Annotated in this window: 18 protein-coding genes and 1 tRNA gene; 13 read left to right on the forward strand and 6 right to left on the reverse strand. The window is 41.7% G+C overall.

Annotated elements, in window-relative coordinates; translation table 11 throughout:
- The 3 genes from CWB65_RS20265 to CWB65_RS13000 all read left to right on the forward strand — a co-directional run.
- Positions 1–122 (forward strand): IS3 family transposase (locus CWB65_RS20265; protein ID WP_502704846.1); only part of this gene is annotated, 122 nt, incomplete at its 5' end.
- Between the two features lie 199 nt (positions 123–321).
- Positions 322–1,119, forward strand: a complete 798-nt coding sequence (locus CWB65_RS12990; RefSeq protein ID WP_006791277.1) for an alpha/beta fold hydrolase — start codon at positions 322–324, stop codon at positions 1,117–1,119.
- Positions 1,120–2,015: 896 nt separating this feature from the next.
- Positions 2,016–2,312: a hypothetical protein gene (locus tag CWB65_RS13000; protein ID WP_138740751.1), complete on the forward strand. Its 297-nt coding sequence runs from the start codon at positions 2,016–2,018 to the stop codon at positions 2,310–2,312.
- Between the two features lie 103 nt (positions 2,313–2,415).
- Here CWB65_RS13000 and cysQ read toward each other — a convergent pair whose 3' ends face one another.
- The 6 genes from cysQ to cysG are packed head-to-tail and all read right to left on the reverse strand — an operon-like array spanning position 2,416 to position 9,377.
- Positions 2,416–3,186, reverse strand: a complete 771-nt coding sequence (gene cysQ / locus CWB65_RS13005) for a 3'(2'),5'-bisphosphate nucleotidase CysQ (protein WP_138740752.1) — start codon at positions 3,184–3,186, stop codon at positions 2,416–2,418.
- A gap of 5 nt (positions 3,187–3,191) precedes the next feature.
- The gene (gene cysC / locus CWB65_RS13010) at positions 3,192–3,788 is read right to left on the reverse strand and encodes an adenylyl-sulfate kinase (RefSeq protein ID WP_138740753.1); all 597 of its coding nucleotides are present in this window, start codon (positions 3,786–3,788) and stop codon (positions 3,192–3,194) included.
- Between the two features lie 33 nt (positions 3,789–3,821).
- Entirely contained in the window at positions 3,822–5,546 is a 1,725-nt protein-coding gene (locus CWB65_RS13015; protein ID WP_138740754.1) for an SLC13 family permease, read from the reverse strand.
- A 31-nt stretch (positions 5,547–5,577) separates the two neighbouring features.
- Positions 5,578–7,002 carry a sulfate adenylyltransferase subunit CysN gene (gene cysN / locus CWB65_RS13020; RefSeq protein ID WP_138740755.1) on the reverse strand — a complete coding sequence of 475 codons (1,425 nt, stop codon included), beginning with the start codon at positions 7,000–7,002 and terminating at the stop codon, positions 5,578–5,580.
- Entirely contained in the window at positions 7,002–7,901 is a 900-nt protein-coding gene (gene cysD, locus CWB65_RS13025) for a sulfate adenylyltransferase subunit CysD (RefSeq protein ID WP_006791269.1), read from the reverse strand. The genes cysN and cysD overlap by 1 nt, the downstream gene beginning before the upstream one ends.
- 51 nt (positions 7,902–7,952) lie before the next feature.
- Complete coding sequence (cysG, locus tag CWB65_RS13030; protein ID WP_138740756.1) at positions 7,953–9,377, reverse strand: siroheme synthase CysG; 1,425 nt, start codon at positions 9,375–9,377, stop codon at positions 7,953–7,955.
- Positions 9,378–9,654: 277 nt separating this feature from the next.
- Between cysG and deoC the strand changes: the two genes are divergently transcribed.
- The 10 genes from deoC (at position 9,655) to rpoB (ending at position 19,407) form a co-directional block, all read left to right on the forward strand.
- Positions 9,655–10,395 (forward strand): deoxyribose-phosphate aldolase, encoded by a 741-nt coding sequence (deoC, locus tag CWB65_RS13035; RefSeq protein ID WP_138740757.1) that lies wholly within the window; start codon positions 9,655–9,657, stop codon positions 10,393–10,395.
- Between the two features lie 10 nt (positions 10,396–10,405).
- Positions 10,406–11,254 carry an SPFH domain-containing protein gene (locus tag CWB65_RS13040; protein ID WP_010557707.1) on the forward strand — a complete coding sequence of 283 codons (849 nt, stop codon included), beginning with the start codon at positions 10,406–10,408 and terminating at the stop codon, positions 11,252–11,254.
- Positions 11,255–11,360: 106 nt separating this feature from the next.
- A tRNA-Trp gene (locus CWB65_RS13045) sits at positions 11,361–11,437 on the forward strand.
- 132 nt (positions 11,438–11,569) lie between these two features.
- Positions 11,570–11,947 (forward strand): preprotein translocase subunit SecE, encoded by a 378-nt coding sequence (gene secE, locus CWB65_RS13050; RefSeq protein WP_006791265.1) that lies wholly within the window; start codon positions 11,570–11,572, stop codon positions 11,945–11,947.
- Between the two features lie 4 nt (positions 11,948–11,951).
- The gene (nusG, locus tag CWB65_RS13055; protein WP_006791264.1) at positions 11,952–12,509 is read left to right on the forward strand and encodes a transcription termination/antitermination protein NusG; all 558 of its coding nucleotides are present in this window, start codon (positions 11,952–11,954) and stop codon (positions 12,507–12,509) included.
- 214 nt (positions 12,510–12,723) lie between these two features.
- Positions 12,724–13,152 (forward strand): 50S ribosomal protein L11, encoded by a 429-nt coding sequence (rplK, locus tag CWB65_RS13060; protein WP_002958879.1) that lies wholly within the window; start codon positions 12,724–12,726, stop codon positions 13,150–13,152.
- Between the two features lie 3 nt (positions 13,153–13,155).
- Complete coding sequence (gene rplA / locus CWB65_RS13065) at positions 13,156–13,860, forward strand: 50S ribosomal protein L1 (RefSeq protein WP_006791263.1); 705 nt, start codon at positions 13,156–13,158, stop codon at positions 13,858–13,860.
- Positions 13,861–14,180: 320 nt separating this feature from the next.
- Positions 14,181–14,675, forward strand: coding sequence for a 50S ribosomal protein L10 (gene rplJ / locus CWB65_RS13070; protein WP_054206867.1), 495 nt, complete (start codon positions 14,181–14,183; stop codon positions 14,673–14,675).
- Positions 14,676–14,748: 73 nt separating this feature from the next.
- On the forward strand, positions 14,749–15,111 hold the full coding sequence (gene rplL / locus CWB65_RS13075; protein ID WP_006791261.1) for a 50S ribosomal protein L7/L12: 363 nt from the start codon (positions 14,749–14,751) through the stop codon (positions 15,109–15,111).
- A gap of 270 nt (positions 15,112–15,381) precedes the next feature.
- The gene (gene rpoB, locus CWB65_RS13080; RefSeq protein WP_058405991.1) at positions 15,382–19,407 is read left to right on the forward strand and encodes a DNA-directed RNA polymerase subunit beta; all 4,026 of its coding nucleotides are present in this window, start codon (positions 15,382–15,384) and stop codon (positions 19,405–19,407) included.
- Positions 19,408–19,487: the final 80 nt, after the last annotated feature.

Consider the following 19,487-nt stretch of genomic DNA (forward strand, 5'->3'; position numbering starts at 1 on the left):
CGTTATCGGGGCGCAATTGGTTTAATAATCAACGCTTATTATCTTCAATTGGGTATATTTCACCAGCTCAATATGAAACAGACTACTATGATAATTTAAACGAGTCAGGTAAAGTGGCCTGACTTAAACAAACTGGTCTCCGATGAACTCGGGGCGATTCAAAGGTTATTCTTATTTGTTTTTATTTAAAAATTAAAACCTGTTCCGAAAAGTTGTTAAGTAGGCGCTATTGTTGTGAACTTGATGAGAGATTTTTATTAAACTCCGTTATACTTCTTACAATTGAATATGCCAAATGAAGTAAATAGGCCGCTAACAGCAATGAGCACAGACATTCTTTTTCATACTATTTTTCCGCACGAAACCAGTCAAACATGGGTTGTATTTGTCCATGGCGCTGGGGGAAGTTCGGCAATTTGGTTTCGTCAGCTCAAAGCTTATAAAAAAGAATACAATGTATTGTTGCTAGATCTTCGTGGTCACGGTAAATCAAATAACTTAGTACAAAATTTTGTTGATAATAATTATTCGTTTAATAACGTCTCTAAAGATATTATTGATGTGTTAGACCATAACAATATCACCAGCGCACACTTTGTTGGTATTTCATTGGGCACAATACTCATTCGTAATATTGCTGAAATTGCGCCGCAATATGTTTCTAGCATGGTGCTAGGTGGCGCGGTAACTCGCTTTAATACTCGCAGTAATACTTTGGTTTATTTAGGTAATACCTTTAAGCATTTCTTGCCGTATATGTGGCTATACCGTTTATTTGCTTTTATTATGATGCCGAAAAAGCGCCATAAAGAATCTCGGCTTTTGTTTGTTCGTGAAGCAAAACGTTTGTGCCAAAAGGAGTTTATAAAATGGTTTAAATTAGCCATGGATGTAAACCCCTTAATGCAGTATTTCAAAGAAAAAGACATCGATATCCCCATTCTTTACATTATGGGTAAAGAAGATCATATGTTCCTTGGCCCTGTTAAAGAAATGGTTAAACGCCATAAAAATAGCGTACTGCAAACTATTCACCATTGCGGCCATGTTTGTAATGTGGAACGCCCAGACTTATTTAATCAACACTCGCTTGCTTTTATCGCCCAGCAAAACCGTTAAGGGTTGTCGCTTTTAAAAAGCGTTCAATTAATGGCAAGTCTCAAAAACTTATAACAACCATTACTTGTTGATTGGAAGCGGTCATTCTTTTGTCTCTCTCCTTAAGTTAAAAGCACTGCCTTGTTTCACGCCACACCCTTTTACACATAGTAAAATACCTAGATTAAATATAATTTTATAATTGGCAATCACTTACACAGTTTGTTACTAATAGATGTTCCAAAAAAAGAACGCACTCATGTTAACTATAAGGGTGTAATTTGAGCAAGTTACTAGAATGCAGGGAAATGTGTGAGAACATGTTTAGTTTTAATATTATTACTTCTTAATGGGTGTTCTCCAGTTTGGGAGGAGCAACCTTATAAAGTGTATTACATCGACGGTACCAAAAGGTTAGGTTATAGCCTTGGTCGGGGCACATATATTGGGCGACTCAATGAACCAATAAATATTAATTCGAACGAACAATATATTTCGGTTTATGCTTGCCCGCATAAAATTTGTGCTTTTTACTATATTGATAAAACCAAAGATAACAAGTTCGCTGAGCACAATGAGTTTGTTTATGGGCCATACACAAAAGCTCAATTTGCAGCGATAGCCAAAAAGTTAGGGTTACCGACTACGAATTTCAGCGTTAAGACCGCAATTTAATAAAGGCTAAAACGTTACTTATATTTTCACCGGCTACAATAGCGCCAAATCAGTTAACTAAAACGCATTTAAAGTTTATAAGTACAGAACTTAAATAAAAACAAAGGCAGTAAAGAGAGTTAGCATGGATAAAAAGAAGGTGATTGATTTATTTTGTGCTATTTGTTGGAGGAATAGTGCTTTTACTATTGAATATAAATTGAATGTTTTTCTTTCGAGATGAAATAAAAGGAATTTAATAAATGGCACTTTTATCGATTTCAGTGGGCGTTGCGTTTTTTGCAGTTGCTATTATTTGGTTTGGGTTTAGCGCTATATTTGGCCAAATGGAAAATTCAGGTTTTGCATTTGGTTTTATATTAGGTGTGTTTCCTGCGTTTATTGGCTTGGTTTTAATAGTGCCTAGTACGCTTTACCGAACTGTTTTTGTATTTGCCCAAAAGCCTGAGCAAACCCTGAAGGAAAAGGTTATTTTATCGCTTGGTTTGTTTATAACTTTGCTGTGCTTTAGTGCGCTTATTAAGTTAGCTTTTACATAACAAATAACTTAAGCGTTACTAAGTATTTTACTTTATGCTTCCTGAGTAACTCTTATAGTAAAAGCTATCACTTATCTTGCTGACAACTGATAGCTCTTAACTTTTATTCTTCTATCGCACTTACAATAAAATACGGATTTAAGTACTCATCTTTGGTGTTATAAATAAGCGGGCTGCCATCAAGTTTAGTGACTTTTGCACCGGCTATTTCGGCGATAGCATGGCCTGCGCCGGTATCCCATTCACAGGTTGGGCCTAAGCGCGGGTAAATATCGGCGCTGCCTTCGGCAACTAAACACAGTTTTAGTGAGCTGCCTTTTGAGACCATTTCTACGTCGTCAAAGCGTTTTACAAATTCGGCTAAATCGGGTGATGGGTGCGAGCGGCTGCCTACAACACGTATTAACCCTTTATTAGGTTTGGTGGTTACTTTAAGCTCAATGCGCTCATCGCCTTTATCTTTAAACGCGCCAATGTCGTTACTGGCTAAGTACGATACGCCAAGCGCGGGCGCATCAACGACAGCAAGCACAGGTTTGCCGTTTTCGATTAGGGCTATATTTACGGTAAATTCGCCGTTCTTTTTAATAAACTCTTTAGTGCCGTCGATTGGGTCTACTAACCAGTAGCTTTTCCATGTTTGACGAATGTCCCAGCTTATATCAGCGTTTTCTTCGCTAAGTATAGGTGTGTCGGGTGTGAGCTGTTTTAGCCCTGTCACAATGACTTTATGAGCTGCTAAATCGGCGTCGGTTACTGGGCTTTCATCGGCTTTGTATTCAACGTTAAAGTCCTTTTCGTAAATCCCCATTATGGCTTGGCCTGCTTTGCGGGCAAGGATGAGGGTTTCTTCTAGTAGCTCGGTTTGGTTCATTGGGGTTAACCTATAATATGCTTTTGTTTTAGATACGTTATCAGTTGTGTAACCGATTGGTCTAGGGTGTTTTTACTGGTATCTAAAATTATTTCTGGCTTTGTGGGTACTTCGTAGTTTGAGTCGATGCCAGTAAAGTGTTTTATCTCTCCTGCGCGTGCTTTTTTGTATAGCCCTTTTGGATCGCGGCTTTCGCATACATCAAGCGGAGTATCTATAAATACTTCAATAAACTCTCCGTCGTCTACTAAATTGCGCACCATGTCACGTTCAGCTCTAAACGGCGATATAAACGCAGTAAGTACTAACAAGCCTGCGTCGGTCATTAGTTTTGCGGTTTCGCCTACACGGCGAATGTTTTCTATGCGGTCTTCATCGCTAAAGCCTAGGTCTTTACATAAGCCGTGGCGTACGTTGTCGCCATCGAGCAGGTAAGTGTGTACGCCTTGCTGATTAAGCGCTGCTTCGAGTGCGTTGGCTACGGTGCTTTTACCTGAGCCTGAAAAACCTGTAAACCATAAAATAGCCGGCTTATGTTTTTTTTGCTCGCTACGTTGTGCTTTAGTGGTTGCGTAGTTATGCCAAACTATATTTTCATCCATAGTGATGTGTCTCTTATGCTGTTTGCGCCAGTATTAAAAAGGAAATACCAGCGGGATCAGGGTTAATACCGTGATTGAATAAATAATAGAAAGGGGCAAGCCCATAACAATGTAATCTTTTAAGCGATAATTACCCGCGCTATACACCATTAAATTTGTTTGATACCCAAATGGCGATATAAAACTTGCCGATGCGCCAAAAGCAACCGCCATAATAAAGGGTAGCGGGTCTACATTAAAGCCAACAGCCAATGAGTAAGCAACCGGAAATGAAAGTGCCGCTGCCGCATTATTTGTAATAAGTTCGGTAAATAATACGGTCATTAAAAATATGGCTATAAATGCGCCGTAAGGACCAAAGTCGCCAAGTACCATAAATAGCGCACTCGATATTTGCCCAGCAAGTCCCGTGCCTATCATTAATTTTGCAAGCCCAATAGCGCTACCTACTACAACAAGTAACTCAAGCGGAAATCGGCGTTTTATTTCGTTTAGCTTTATGGTGCCGCTGAGCATTAAGCCAATAAGTAATACCAATAAGCCTTTTACTAACGGCACTACCCCAAAAATACTTAAACCCAATACACCCGCAAAGCTGAGTAATACAATATTAGATTGTTTGGGCGCAAGGTGGGTTTGTAAATCAAGGCCTGAAATATATACAAACTCACGCTTTAAATTAGGTAGGCTGTAAAAGTTTTTGCCGGGTGCCAAAATGAGTGAATCGCCTGCTTGTAATTGTACTTGGCCAAGGCCGCCTTGAAGGCGGTCGTGCCCACGGCGAATAGCAATAACAGCAGCGTGAAACTGTTCGCGAAAGCGTATTTCTTTTACTGTTTTGCCTATAAATTTAGACGACTGACTTACGACCACTTCAACCAAGTGTTCTATGTCTTTTTCGTGGTTATCGTGTACTACTTTTAAACCATCAAAGCGTGTTAATAGAGGGACTGATTTAATGTCGCCTACAAATAATAAAATGTCGTTTTGTTGAATAATTTGCTGAGGCGTTACTGCGCATATGCGTTCGTTATTACGAATTATTTCAGCTAGGAACAAGTCTTTTAAATCGCGTAGGCCGTTTTCTTCTACTGTGCGACCTATTAATTTTGAGCCTGTTTGTACTTTACCTTCAAGGTAAAAAGGAACAACTTCCTGATCGCTTTTGCCGTTGTCAGGCAAGTATTTAAACATTACCAAAATAGTAATAAGGCCAACGCTAAGCGCGCCTAAACCCACTAAGGTAAAGTCGAAAAAGCCCAGTGGCTGCATACCTGCATCGACCGCAAAGCCGTTAACAATGAGGTTTGTTGAAGTACCAATGAGTGTAATGGTGCCACCTAAAATAGCAGTGTACGACAGCGGTAATAATAGCTTTGAGGGTGAATGGTTTGGGTTATCTTTTATTGCGGTAATGAGTGAGGCAACAACCGCCGTATTATTGGTAAATGACGATAAAAATGCAGTAGAAATCCCCAGCTTTGTTACCGACTTAACTAAGCTACCTTTAGATAACGACATGGATAGCTTTTGAATTAACGTGGTTTTTTCGATTGCAATCGACACTAATACGAGGAGTACTAAGGTAATAAGTGACGGATTGGCGTAGTTAACTAGCATGTTTTCAAGGTCAATTAGCCCGGCTAAGTAGCTGGTGCCAATAGCGCTTACAAATAACCATGCTGGATTAATGCGGGTGCCAAAAAGGCACCCGACTAAGGTAAGCATTATGCCTGTTAAAACTAGCTGCTCTACCATGCTTTATTATTCCTAACAGACATTAATAAACTTACAGTTTCGAAATATCAAGCGCTTGCCAATGCGGGAAGTGCTTGCGTACTAAGCTATTAAACTCAACTTCAAAGTCACTGAAATCGCTTTTACTTTTCTCGCTTTGTAGTACGTGTTCAATCATACCGGCTGCTACCGTTAAGTTAGATAAACGGTCAATTAGAATGAAAGAGCCTGTTTCGTGGTTATTGTGGTACTCGTCGGCCAAAATAGTTTCGGTTAGCTCAAGCGTTACAATAGCAATTTCGTTTAGCTGTAATGAATCGGCAGAGCCGTGTTCAAGCGTGTTTACATCAATAGTGTGGTCAATCTTTTTAACCACAGCCGATGTGTTTTTGCTGCCTAGTTTTAGGTTGTAGTTTTTACCTAGCACTAATGGCGATTCGTGCATCCATACAATTTTAGCCTGAAGCTGATTAGTAACAGCGGCAGTTGAACTTGCCGGTACGATTACGTCGCCGCGGCTAATGTCTATTTCACTGTTTAGCGTAATAGTAATTGCTTGGCCTGCTTCTGCTGTGTCTAGGTTGCCATTAAAAGTGACAATTTCTTTAATGCTTGATGTTTTACCCGACGGTAATACTTTTACAGCGTCGCCTACTTGTAGCTTGCCCGATGCTAATGTGCCCTGAAAACCACGAAAGTTTAAGTTAGGGCGTATTACATATTGCACGGGTAAACGTGCTTCAAAACCGGTATCGGTTTCAGCCGCTGGCGAATCTTCTAATAGCTCAAGCAGTGGTTTGTCGGTGTAATACGGAGTATGTGCAGAGCGCGTTACTACGTTGTCGCCTTTAAGTGCCGACATAGGCACAAACTTGATGTTTGTTACATTTAGTTGCTCAGCAAATTTAAGGTAATCGGCTTTGATTTTTTCATAAACGGTTTCGTCAAAATCAACGATATCCATTTTATTAATGGCTACAACAAACTGTTTAATACCTAGCGAGTCACAAATAAAGCTATGGCGTTTAGTTTGTACTTGCACGCCGTAACGCGCATCAACCAAAATAATGGCGACATCGCTTGTTGATGCACCCGTTACCATGTTGCGTGTATATTGCTCGTGCCCTGGTGTGTCGGCAATAATAAATTTACGCTTAGCCGTTGAAAAGTATCGGTACGCTACGTCAATGGTAATACCTTGTTCGCGTTCAGCTTGTAGGCCATCTACTAGTAATGCAAGGTCAAGATCTTCGCCTGCATTACCTACTTTTTCGTTGTCTTTGTGAAGCGCTGCTAGCTGATCTTCATAAATTTGGTGGCTGTCGTGTAATAGGCGGCCAATCAGTGTTGATTTACCATCGTCTACGCTGCCACAGGTAAGCATACGTAATAAGCTTTTGTCTTGTTGGCGTGCTAGGTATGCGTCTATGCCTATTTCTTTTACTTCGTTAAATGTATCGTTATTTTGGCTAGACATTAGAAATACCCCTCACGTTTTTTCTTCTCCATTGAGCCTGCTGAGTCATGGTCAATAACGCGGCCTTCGCGTTCTGATGATGTAGATAGCAGCATTTCTTCAATAATTTCGGTTAGTGTACTGGCTGTAGATTCAACGGCGCCGGTTAGTGGGTAACAGCCTAATGTACGAAAACGGACCGATTTCATTTGTGGTACTTCGCCTTCTTCAAGTGGCATACGTTCGTCATCAACCATGATAAGTGTGCCGTCACGTTCAACTACAGGGCGCTCTTTAGCTAGGTAAAGCGGAACCATTTCGATGTTTTCTTGATAAATGTATTGCCAAATATCAAGCTCAGTCCAGTTAGATAACGGGAATACACGAATGCTTTCGCCTGGGTTTACTTGACTGTTATAAGTATTCCAAAGCTCTGGACGTTGGTTTTTTGGATCCCAACGATGGTGCTTGTCGCGGAACGAGTACACACGCTCTTTTGCACGTGATTTTTCTTCGTCGCGGCGAGCGCCACCAAAGGCTGCATCAAAACCGTATTTGTTAAGAGCTTGCTTTAACCCTTGGGTTTTCATTATGTCGGTATGCTTACCAGAGCCATGAGTAAAGGGGCCAACGCCCATTGCTAAGCCTTCTGGGTTTTTGTGTACCAGTAGGTCAAAGTCGTACTCTTTTGCTATGCGGTCGCGAAATTCAATCATTTCACGAAACTTCCAGTCGGTGTCTACGTGTAATAACGGAAACGGAATTTTTGCAGGGTAAAACGCTTTACGCGCTAAGTGCAGAAGTACCGACGAGTCTTTACCAATTGAGTAAAGCATTACTGGGTTCTCAAACTCAGCGGCGACTTCGCGCATGATTTTGATACTTTCAGCTTCAAGTTGCTGAAGATGAGTTAAAGCCATTGTTAGTCGTCCTACTAAAATGATTAAAAGTTATAAAATTAAATTTGGTTACTAATGTGCTATATCGGTTAACGGTTGCGCATAGCTACTTGTTTGGTTGTTTTGCCCAAACCACGCAAGCTGCGAGTGTAAGGCAGCTACTTCACCAATAATAAGTAATGCTGGCGATACAATCCTGTTGCGTTCAATTAAATTGGCAAGCTCACCTAATTGGCCTGTTACTACACGTTGATTTTTGCGCGTGCCATTTTCGATCACGGCAACTGGCGTGTCGGCTTTGCGGCCATGCTGTAATAGTTCTGCTTGAATGTGTGGTGACTTAATTACGCCCATGTATATAGCAAGTGTTTGGTTTGGTTTAGCCAGTGATTGCCAATCAAGTTCTTGGCCGTCTTTTTTACAGTGCCCTGTTACAAACTGAATAGCTTGGGCATGATCGCGATGCGTAAGCGGAATACCTGCATACGCACTACACCCTGCTGCAGCTGTAATACCCGGTACTATTTGGTAATTCACCTTGTTGGCAGCTAGTACTTGTACTTCTTCACCGCCTCGGCCATAAATAAAGGGATCTCCTCCTTTAATTCGGCATACTTTTTTACCTTGTTTAGCTAGGTCAACCAACATTTGGTTAGTGTCTTCTTGAACAACACTATGGTCGCCTAAGCGTTTACCAACACAAATTAGGTCTGCATCACGACGAACAAGCTCCATAATTTCGTCAGACACTAAAAAGTCGTAAACAACTACATCAGCCTGTTGCATAAGTTGCAGTGCTTTAAGGGTTAAAAGTTCTGGGTCGCCAGGGCCTGCCCCTACCACATAAACTTCGCCCTCGGGCTCGGCTTTAGCGTCTAGCATTTGTTCAAGTTGTTGCTCAGCACCTTGGGTGTCGCCGGTTTGTACTTTACTCACAACTGATGAGTCGAACACGCCTTCCCAAAATTGGCGGCGATCAGAAAAGTGCTTAAAGCGCTGTTTTACTTTATCTCTAAAGCCACCCACCAGTGTGGCAAGTGGGCCAATGTGTTGTGGTATTAATGTCTCTAACTTTTCGCGTAAACGGCGTGCCAGTACAGGGGCTGTTCCCGCACTCGAAATAGCAATTGTAATAGGGTTACGGTCAACAATAGAAGGAAATATAAACGTACATTTAGGTTGGTCATCAACCACGTTTACAAACACATTGCGAGCATTGGCAAGCTCAAACACCGTGTTGTTAACTTCGTCTCGATCGGTTGCTGCAATAACTAGCATTTTTCCGTCTAGGTGTGATTCGTCAAAGTAAGCGTCTATTAGGGTCACTTCGTTGTGTTGTGCGTGTTCTTTTAATTCGTCACAAAACCAAGGTGCCACTAAGGTTACTGCTGCACGGGCTTTTAAAAACGCGCGACACTTGCGTAATGCGACCTCTCCACCGCCAACAACCAATACAGGTTTGTTGTCGAGTTTGGTAAAGATAGGTAAATATTGCACGTTGGTAACACCCCTAAACAATTTTATAAAACGCTTTAATCTGTTGCGCAGAATATAGCGGCTATGTGTAAGTAAAAAATAATTAAAACCAAGTTGATATAACCAAAAGTTATATTGGGTAGCGGTTTTAAGCCTAAGACTGAGTTAACAAGGGATTGCGGCTAGTTACAAGTAAAATAATAAGCTTAGAGTGTTTGGTTATGAGCTATAGCGAGTTTTTTTTAATTTGTTAATATGAGGCATATTAATTTTACCCAAGCAGGGCAAGGGAGTCCGTATGACAAAACAACAAGATGCATTACTCGCAGTAGAGCTTATGGATTTAACTAGCTTAAACACAAGCGACACAACAAAAGACATTCAAGCTCTGATCAATAGTATTAGGCCTGCACTAGGCACGCCAGCTGCGGTGTGTGTGTTTAGCGATTTTGTAGACGATGCAAAAATAGCGCTTGCTGCACGAGAGCTTAGCCACGTTAAAGTAGCAACGGTGACTAACTTTCCAACGGGTGACGCCCTGCTGAGCGATGTGATAAACGAAACACTTATAGCCATTGATCGCGGCGCAGATGAAATAGACCTCGTTATCCCTTATAAAAAACTAGCAGCAGGTGATACGCAAGCCACGCTTAAGTACATAAGTGAAAGTAAAAAAGCGTGCGGCACTCAAGCTCAGCTAAAAGTAATTGTAGAAAGTGGTGAGCTAAAAACAGAGTCGTTGATTGCTCAAGCGACCGAACTGGCTATTAAAGGCGGCGCTGATTTTGTAAAAACGAGTACAGGCAAAGTCGCTATAAATGCGACGATTGAGTCAACTAAGGTAATGTTAACGACCATTAAAAATTCAGGTAAACGTGTTGGTTTTAAAGCTGCCGGCGGTGTTAAAACGGTGGCTGATGCCAGTGAATATTTAGCACTAGCCCGTTCAATAATGAGCGATGACTATCTACAAGCCACCACATTTAGGTTTGGTGCTTCAAGCCTATTAAGCGTTGTATATAAAGTATTAGAGAAATAAAGGACAAATAATGAGAGCAAGAAATTCAGGGATGCAAAGTTTGGTTAATAATTTAGTTAAAGGTGCCTTTGTTGTTGGTGTAATTGGGTTTGGATTAACCGCATGCACTAACCCAAGTACGCCAGCGGGTGAAGAGGGCTATGTTTACGAAAAACCACGAGTATTTGGTGAAGGTGGTTACCAAGGCACCATGATAGGGCCTGCTAATTATGGTATGTCATTACTGCGGAATGAAGTGGTAAACATAGATATGCGGCCCAATACGTATACCGAAACATTTAGAATATTAGCTAATGATGATTTAAACATAAAATTTGATTTTCATGCTGTGATTGCCATTCAAAGTGGTTCAGTGCAAACCGTTGTTGAACAATATGGAGCAGAAAACTGGTACAAACGTTTTGTGCGTGAAACGTTCAGAACTTACGTAAGAGATACGGTGCAGAAATACGACAGTGGTGAACTTAAAACAAACCGCGAAAAAATAGCCCAAGAGGTCACACTGCGTTTACAAAATTATTTATCAACCACCCCCTTTAAGCTTGCCAATGTAGTTGTAGGTAATATTAACTACCCCGATATTGTTGCTAATGCGGTAGAGAAAAAACTAGCTGCGCAGCAGTTACTTGCTGAAAAAGAAACACAAAAAGAAATTGCGCGTAAAGATGCAGAAATACGTGTTGAAGAAGCAAAAGGTATAGCGCAGGCACAAAAAATTATTAACGCTACGCTTACGGCTAATTATTTACAACATGAAGCCATAAATGCGCAAATAAAAATGGCCGAGTCGCCAAACCATACAACGGTTTATATTCCTGTGGGTAATAATGGCGTGCCACTTGTTAAAGGGGCGAATTAAGCCTTTTTAATATTAAGTACTTAATTGTTTATAGAGATTTTGCATTGCGGGTATCTTTTAGGCTTGTGTAAATGATTTGCGTAAGTATAATAGGCATCCACTTTGCAGGGGCGTAGTTCCAATTGGTAGAACAGCGGTCTCCAAAACCGACGGTTGGGAGTTCGAATCTCTCCGCCCCTGCCAATTTACTCATTAATATGAGTAAGTCTGGGGTTAAAAATCGGTTTAAATAAGTCTGTTTTTAAGTTTAGATTTTAATGGATTAACCCTGCCATTGTGTAGGGTTGTTGTGTCTGTAGTTAAGGTAATAATATTATGAGCACGAATGTAGAAACACCATCAAGCGGGATGGAGTCAGTGAAGTGGTTAGTAGCAATCGCGCTACTTGCAGGCGCAGTTGTTGGTAATCATATGTATGCAGATCAGTCTGTATTACTACGTGCTATCGGCGTTGTTGTTGCAATAGCGGCCGGATTAGCCATTGCCTCACAAACTTTTAAGGGACGTACCTTTCTTGCTTTCGCTAAAGAAGCTCGAATTGAAGTACGCAAAGTTATTTGGCCTACGCGTCAAGAAACTACCCACACGACATTAATTGTAATGGTTGCAACCGTGATTATGGCACTTATCCTTTGGGGATTAGATGGCATTTTATTCCGCGCTGTTGGCTTTTTAACTGGATTGGAGATCTGATCCCATGTCGGATGAGAACAAAGAAATTAAATTACGTTGGTACGTAGTACAAGCATTTTCTGGTTATGAAAAGCGTGTAGCTCAAACGTTAACTGAACACATTAAAATCGAAGGTCTTGAAGAGAGCTTTGGTGAAATATTAGTACCAACTGAAGAAGTGGTTGAGATGCGCGCAGGTCAAAAGCGTAAATCTGAGCGTAAATTCTTTCCAGGCTACGTACTAGTACAAATGGATATGAATGACGCTAGCTGGCACTTAGTAAATAGCACAGAGCGTGTAATGGGCTTCATTGGCGGTACATCTGACCGTCCAGCGCCAATTAGCTCTAAAGAAGCTGATCGTATTCTTAACCGTTTACAAGAAAATGCTGAAGCACCTAAGCCTGCTACATTATTCGAACCAGGTGAAGTAGTACGCGTAACTGACGGTCCATTTGCAGACTTCAGTGGTGTAGTTGAAGAAGTTGACTACGAAAAAAGCCGCGTAAAAGTATCTGTACTTATTTTTGGTCGTTCTACGCCAGTTGAGCTTGAATTTGGTCAAGTTGAGCAAGATAAGTAATTGATTAAAAAAGCTTCACTGCTGAAATTTTAAATTTTGGCACGAAGCTTGAAAAAGGCCGCTGATTATCTTATAATCAGCGGCCTTTTTGTATAAAGGTAAAAATTTATTTTTACAGTACAAAAAGTACGAAACCAATTTTTAAACTGGGAAGCCGTTAGAGTACGCGTCCTCGCGCGCACAAGGCTAAGACCCACCAAATGAGGTATTTATAATGGCTAAAAAAGTTGAAGCTCTAATCAAGCTACAAGTTGCCGCTGGTATGGCTAATCCTAGTCCTCCAGTAGGTCCTGCACTAGGTCAACACGGTGTAAACATCATGGAATTCTGTAAAGCGTTTAACGCACGTACAGAGTCTATCGAAAAAGGCGCTCCAGTTCCTGTAGTGATCTCTGTTTACGGTGACCGTTCATTTACGTTCGACATGAAAACGCCACCTGCTGCTTACTTACTTAAGAAAGCTGCTGGTATCAAGTCAGGCTCAGGCCGTCCTAACACTGACAAAGTAGGCACAGTAACTCGTGCTCAACTTGAAGAGATTGTTGAGACAAAACGAACTGACCTTACAGCTGCCGATATGGACGCAGCGGTTCGCACTATCGCAGGTTCTGCGCGTGCGATGGGCTTGAACGTAGAGGACTAAGAAATGGCTAAATTAACTAAACGTATGCGTACTATCCGCGAAAAAGTGGAAGTAACTAAAGATTACGAAATCAATGAAGCAGTTGCTCTTTTAAAAGAGTTAGCGACAGCTAAATTCGTAGAAAGTGTTGACGTTGCTGTTAACCTTGGTATCGATGCTCGTAAATCTGACCAAAACGTTCGTGGTGCAACTGTACTACCTAACGGTACTGGTCGTGACGTTCGCGTTGCAGTATTCACACAAGGCGCTAACGCAGAAGCTGCGAAAGAAGCCGGTGCTGAATTAGTAGGTATGGAAGATCTTGCTGAGCTAGTTAAAAAAGGCGAGATGGATTTTGACGTTGTTGTTGCATCTCCAGACGCTATGCGTGTTGTTGGTCAACTAGGTCAAATCTTAGGTCCACGTGGTCTAATGCCAAACCCTAAAACTGGTACTGTAACACCTAACGTTGCAGAAGCAGTTAAAAATGCTAAAGCTGGTCAAGTGCGTTACCGCAATGACAAAAACGGCATCATCCATACTACTATTGGTAAGGTTGATTTCACAGCTGAGCAACTTCAACAAAACCTTGAAGCTCTAATTGTTGCACTTAAGAAGGCTAAACCTTCTCAAGCTAAAGGTGTTTACTTGAAAAAAGTAACTATCTCTACAACAATGGGCGCAGGTGTTTCTGTTGACCAAGCTACTTTAAACACAGTAGTTGCTTAATTTAGTGTTTACATGGCACGAAATTTGTACTATAATTTCGCGCCATTTTGTTGATTAATTTATTAATTAGCAAAATAAAGAATTCGGGTTGAAGTTCATAATTTCGGTGCGCCTCTGGCAAAGCGATAAATTGGGCTTCCGTCCAAGACCGTAGGCGGCTTAGGCCTTAATTTTACCTACGTAGACGGTGTAGACCCCAGATAGATTTTTCCTAATCCTTCTGGCTCTCGCCGTAAAAAGCATCTCTACCTTTTTGGTAGGGAAGAGTAGAACAGGGGAAACCGATTGTCGGTAACCCCATTAAACCAGGAGTAACACCCATGGCTTTAAATCTTCAAGGCAAAAAAGCAATAGTTGCTGAAGTCAACGAAGCAGCCAATGGTGCTCTATCTGCAGTTGTTGCAGATTCTCGTGGTGTAACAGTTGGCGCAATCACTGCCCTTCGTAAAGAAGCTCGTGAAGCTGGTGTATGGATGAAAGTTGTTCGTAACACTTTAGCAAAACGTGCTCTTGAAGGAACAGATTTTGAGTGTCTTTCTGATTCATTTGTTGGTCCAAGCTTAATCGCTTTCTCATCAGAGCACCCAGGTGCTGCTGCGCGTATCTTTTCAGATTTCGCGAAAAAGAATGAGAAATTTGAGCTTAAAACGGCCGCTTTTGAAGGTAACGTAGTAGATGCAGCTATGCTTGCAACTCTACCTACATACGACGAAGCTGTTGCACGCTTAATGAGTGCTATGAAAGAAGCGTCTGCTGGCAAATTGTGTAAAACAATTGAAGCAGTACGTGTACAGAAAGAAGAGCAAGCTGCTTAATTTTAAGTTGTTTAATCCTTTCGGTGTAAAATTTATTTGGACCTAGAGTCCGTTAATTATTAGGAAATTTGTAATGTCTGTATCTAAAGACCAAATCCTTGACGCAATTGCTGAAATGTCAGTAATGGACGTTGTTGCTCTTGTTGAAGCAATGGAAGAAAAATTCGGCGTAACTGCTGCAGCTGCAATGGTAGCTGGTCCAGCTGCTGAAGCTGCTGAAGAGAAAACAGAATTTGACGTAATCCTTACTGGCGCTGGCGCTAACAAGGTTGCTGCAATCAAAGCTGTTCGTAGCGCTACAGGCCTTGGCCTTAAAGAAGCTAAAGCTCTTGTTGAAGCTGCTCCTACACCTGTTAAAGAAGGTGTATCTAAAGAAGAAGCTGAAGCACTTGCAAAAGATCTTACTGAAGCTGGTGCTGAAGTTGAGGTTAAGTAATTTAGCTTACGCTAAGTTCGCTGCCTGAGAAATCAGGCAAGGGCTGGTGATTATTTAATCACCGGCCTTTTTGCGCTATGGAGTGATGCACTCTTATAGCGCAAATAAAATCTAATTATTTCTTTACTTTCAACGCTTTATAGTTTGCTAGTGTTGAAAAGGGATTTAATTAGAACAACAATAAAATGTTGTAAATCTTGGCATAGCTGCCAGTTAAGTCTGTTCTTACAAGAACAGGTCGGGTCAAAGATCAGCAAGCTGAGGAACCCCATGGCTTACTCTTATTCTGAAAAGAAACGTATCCGTAAGGATTTTGGTAAACGTCCACAAGTTTTGGATATACCTTTTTTACTGTCTACACAGTTAGAATCGTTTAAAAAATTCTTAGTGCCGGACGCTGATGGCGATCATGGTTTGGAAGCTGCCTTCCGTTCTGTGTTCCCTATAAAAAGCTACTCGGGAAATTCTGAGCTTCAATACGTAAGTTACCGTATTGGTGAGCCAGTTTTCGATGTAAAAGAATGTCAAATTCGCGGTGTGACTTATTCTGCTCCACTTCGCGTGAAACTGCGTCTTGTTGTTATGGACAAAGAAGCTCCAGGCACAGTTAAAGACATTAAAGAGCAAGAAGTTTACATGGGCGAAATTCCGCTCATGACCGATACCGGTACCTTTGTAATCAATGGTACAGAGCGTGTTATCGTTTCTCAGCTACACCGTAGCCCTGGTGTATTCTTTGATAACGACCGCGGTAAAACTCATTCATCAGGTAAAGTATTATATAACGCACGCGTTATTCCTTACCGTGGTTCATGGTTAGACTTCGAATTTGATGCAAAAGATAACTTATATGTACGTATTGACCGCCGTCGTAAATTACCGGCGTCTATCATCTTACGTGCACTTGAGTACTCTAGTGAAGAAATCCTAGATATCTTCTTCGATACTACTGCGTTTGAAGTAGCTGACGGTAAAGTTCTAATGGAACTTGTACCTTCACGTTTACGTGGTGAAACTGCCGCTTTTGATATCAAAGGCGAAGACGGTGAAGTACTTGTTGAAAGCGGGCGTCGTGTTACGGCTCGTCACATCAAGAGTATCGAGAAAAAAGGCATTACTCAGTTAGAAGTACCTCATGAGTACATCATTGGCCGTATTATTTCTAAAAACTACGTTGATGAATCAACGGGTGAAGTTATTGCAAATGCGAATGATGAATTAACTCTTGAGCTTATGGCTGAATTAGTTAAAGCCGGTCACACTACCATTGATACGTTGTACATCAATGAAGTGGACAGCGGTGCTTACATGTCAAATACATTGAACATTGACTCTTCAAGCAACCGTTTAGAAGCACTAGTAGAAATTTATCGCATGATGCGGCCAGGCGAGCCACCGACGAAAGACGCGGCTGAAGCCTTATTCCAAAACTTGTTCTTCTCTGAAGAGCGTTATGACCTATCAACTGTTGGTCGTATGAAGTTTAATAGCCGTGTTGGTTACGATTCTGACACAGGCCCAGGCACATTAAGCAAAGAAGACATCGTGTCTGTTATGAAAGTATTAATTGCTATTCGTAACGGTCAAGGCGATGTTGATGATATCGACCACTTAGGCAACCGTCGTATACGTAGTGTTGGCGAAATGGCTGAGAACCAATTCCGTGTTGGTCTAGTACGTGTAGAACGTGCTGTACGTGAGCGTTTAAGCTTAGGTGACCTTGACGCGATAATGCCACAAGATCTTATTAACGCTAAGCCTATTTCGGCAGCGGTTAAAGAGTTCTTCGGCTCGTCTCAGTTATCACAGTTTATGGACCAAAATAACCCGCTATCAGAAGTAACGCATAAGCGTCGTATTTCTGCATTAGGTCCGGGCGGTCTAACACGTGAGCGCGCTGGCTTTGAAGTACGTGACGTTCACGTAACTCACTACGGTCGCGTATGTCCAATCGAGACTCCTGAGGGTCCAAACATCGGTCTAATTAACTCATTGTCTACGTACGCACGTACAAATGACTACGGTTTCTTAGAAACACCTTACCGCAAAGTGGTAGACGGTGTAGTAACTGATGAAGTTGATTACTTATCAGCCATTGAAGAAGGTCAGTTTGTTATCGCACAGGCGAACTCAAACTTAACTGAAACCAATGAGTTTGTAGATGAACTTATTCCATGTCGTCACAAAGGTGAATCAACCTTTATGGGTCGCATGGACCAGCAATATATGGATGTATCACCACAACAGGTGATCTCTGTAGCAGCAGCACTTATCCCGTTCCTAGAACACGATGATGCTAACCGCGCATTGATGGGTTCAAACATGCAACGTCAAGCAGTACCAACATTGAAAGCGGATAAGCCGTTAGTAGGTACAGGTATTGAGTTAACACTAGCGAAAGATTCTGGTGTAACGATTGTTGCAAAACGTGGTGGTGAAGTAATGTATGCCGACGCAAGTCGCATCGTTGTAAACGTACATGAAGAAGAACGCATCCCTGGTGAAGCGGGTATCGACATCTACAACTTAACCAAGTACACACGTTCTAACCAAAATACATGTATTAACCAAAAACCAACGTGCATGGTTGGTGAACCGGTTACTCGTGGTGACGTGTTAGCAGATGGTCCTTCGACTGACTTAGGTGACTTAGCCCTTGGTCAAAACCTTCGCGTGGCATTCATGCCATGGAACGGTTATAACTTCGAGGATTCAATCTTACTATCAGAGCGCGTAGTTGAAGAAGATCGTTTAACGACTATCCATATTCAAGAACTACAGTGTGTTGCCCGTGATACTAAATTAGGTCCAGAAGAGATCACTGCAGATATCCCGAACGTGGGCGAATCTGCACTAGGCAAGCTTGATGAATCAGGCGTTGTTTATATTGGTGCTGAAGTTAAAGGCGGCGATATTCTAGTAGGTAAAGTGACTCCGAAAGGCGAAACACAGCTTACACCTGAAGAGAAGCTACTGCGTGCTATCTTCGGCGAAAAAGCATCTGACGTTAAAGACAGCTCTTTACGTGTACCAAACTCTGTAACTGGTACAGTAATTGACGTGCAAGTTTTCACCCGTGACGGTGTTGAAAAAGATAAGCGTGCGTTAGAAGTTGAAGACATGCAGCTTCGCGAAGCGAAGAAAGACTTCAACGAAGAGTTCCGTATTCTTGAAGCTGGCGTTTTAGAACGCGCTCGTAAGCTACTTGTAGCTGCAGGCTTTGATGAAAACAACTTAGTGTCATTAAATGCTGAAAAACTATTAACTCAAAGCCTTGCTGAAGAAGATAAGCAAGCTGAACTTGAGCAACTAGCTGCACAGTACGATGAACTTAAAGCTGAATACGATAAGAAGTTTGAAAACAAACGTCGTAAAATTACTCAAGGTGATGACTTAGCACCAGGCGTACTTAAAATTGTTAAAGTATACCTAGCTGTTAAACGTCGTATCCAACCGGGTGATAAAATGGCGGGTCGTCACGGTAACAAAGGTGTTATCTCGACTATCGTACCAGTAGAAGATATGCCATACGATGATAAAGGTCGTACGGTAGATATCGTACTAAATCCACTAGGTGTACCATCGCGTATGAACATCGGTCAGATCCTTGAAACACATATGGGTCTTGCTGCACGTGGTATCGGTGAACGTTTAGAAGAAATGATGAAAGAGCAACGTGAGCTTCATGAGCTACGTGAATTCATCAAGCAAGCTTACGAAATTGGTGAATCTCGCCAAGTTGTAGACATTGCAAGTTTCTCTGATGACGAAATTCGTCGCCTAGCTGAAAACTTAAAAGGTGGTTTACCAATCGCTACTCCTGCATTTGATGGCGCTAAAGAAAGCGAAATCAAAGACATGCTAGAGCTTGGTGGATACCCTAGAAGTGGTCAGGTTACACTTTATGATGGCCGTACTGGCGATCAGTTTGAACGTCAAGTAACTGTTGGTTACATGTACATGCTTAAACTTAACCACTTGGTTGATGATAAGATGCACGCGCGTTCTACTGGTTCTTATAGCCTTGTTACTCAGCAGCCGCTGGGTGGTAAAGCACAGTTCGGTGGCCAGCGTTTTGGTGAGATGGAAGTATGGGCACTTGAAGCTTATGGTGCTGCTTACACTCTACAAGAAATGCTAACAGTGAAATCGGATGACGTGAATGGTCGTACTAAGATGTATAAAAACATCGTTGATGGTAACCACAAGATGGAACCAGGTATGCCAGAATCGTTCAACGTATTGTTGAAAGAAATCCGCTCACTGGGTATCAACATCGAGTTGGAAGAAAATTAAGCCAATTAGATGCTGCAGTTGACGCTGCAGCATCTGTTACGGCTGAATAGAATGTAGGGACGAGATTACCCGTCCTCGAG

Source organism: Pseudoalteromonas sp. S554 (genome assembly GCF_005930865.1).
In the GTDB taxonomy this organism is placed as follows: domain Bacteria; phylum Pseudomonadota; class Gammaproteobacteria; order Enterobacterales; family Alteromonadaceae; genus Pseudoalteromonas; species Pseudoalteromonas marina.

Excerpts from the sequence above, each read along its gene's own strand:
- nusG (WP_006791264.1), top strand. The coding sequence starts at position 11,952 with ATGTCGGATGAGAACAAAGAAATTAAATTACGTTGGTACGTAGTACAA.
- cysC (WP_138740753.1), bottom strand. The coding sequence starts at position 3,788 with ATGGATGAAAATATAGTTTGGCATAACTACGCAACCACTAAAGCACAA.
- rplA (WP_006791263.1), top strand. The coding sequence starts at position 13,156 with ATGGCTAAATTAACTAAACGTATGCGTACTATCCGCGAAAAAGTGGAA.
- rplJ (WP_054206867.1), top strand. The coding sequence starts at position 14,181 with ATGGCTTTAAATCTTCAAGGCAAAAAAGCAATAGTTGCTGAAGTCAAC.
- deoC (WP_138740757.1), top strand. The coding sequence starts at position 9,655 with ATGACAAAACAACAAGATGCATTACTCGCAGTAGAGCTTATGGATTTA.
- rplL (WP_006791261.1), top strand. The coding sequence starts at position 14,749 with ATGTCTGTATCTAAAGACCAAATCCTTGACGCAATTGCTGAAATGTCA.
- cysN (WP_138740755.1), bottom strand. The coding sequence starts at position 7,002 with ATGTCTAGCCAAAATAACGATACATTTAACGAAGTAAAAGAAATAGGC.
- secE (WP_006791265.1), top strand. The coding sequence starts at position 11,570 with ATGAGCACGAATGTAGAAACACCATCAAGCGGGATGGAGTCAGTGAAG.
- CWB65_RS13000 (WP_138740751.1), top strand. The coding sequence starts at position 2,016 with ATGGCACTTTTATCGATTTCAGTGGGCGTTGCGTTTTTTGCAGTTGCT.
- CWB65_RS12990 (WP_006791277.1), top strand. The coding sequence starts at position 322 with ATGAGCACAGACATTCTTTTTCATACTATTTTTCCGCACGAAACCAGT.
- CWB65_RS13015 (WP_138740754.1), bottom strand. The coding sequence starts at position 5,546 with ATGGTAGAGCAGCTAGTTTTAACAGGCATAATGCTTACCTTAGTCGGG.
- cysD (WP_006791269.1), bottom strand. The coding sequence starts at position 7,901 with ATGGCTTTAACTCATCTTCAGCAACTTGAAGCTGAAAGTATCAAAATC.
- rpoB (WP_058405991.1), top strand. The coding sequence starts at position 15,382 with ATGGCTTACTCTTATTCTGAAAAGAAACGTATCCGTAAGGATTTTGGT.
- cysQ (WP_138740752.1), bottom strand. The coding sequence starts at position 3,186 with ATGAACCAAACCGAGCTACTAGAAGAAACCCTCATCCTTGCCCGCAAA.
- CWB65_RS13040 (WP_010557707.1), top strand. The coding sequence starts at position 10,406 with ATGAGAGCAAGAAATTCAGGGATGCAAAGTTTGGTTAATAATTTAGTT.
- rplK (WP_002958879.1), top strand. The coding sequence starts at position 12,724 with ATGGCTAAAAAAGTTGAAGCTCTAATCAAGCTACAAGTTGCCGCTGGT.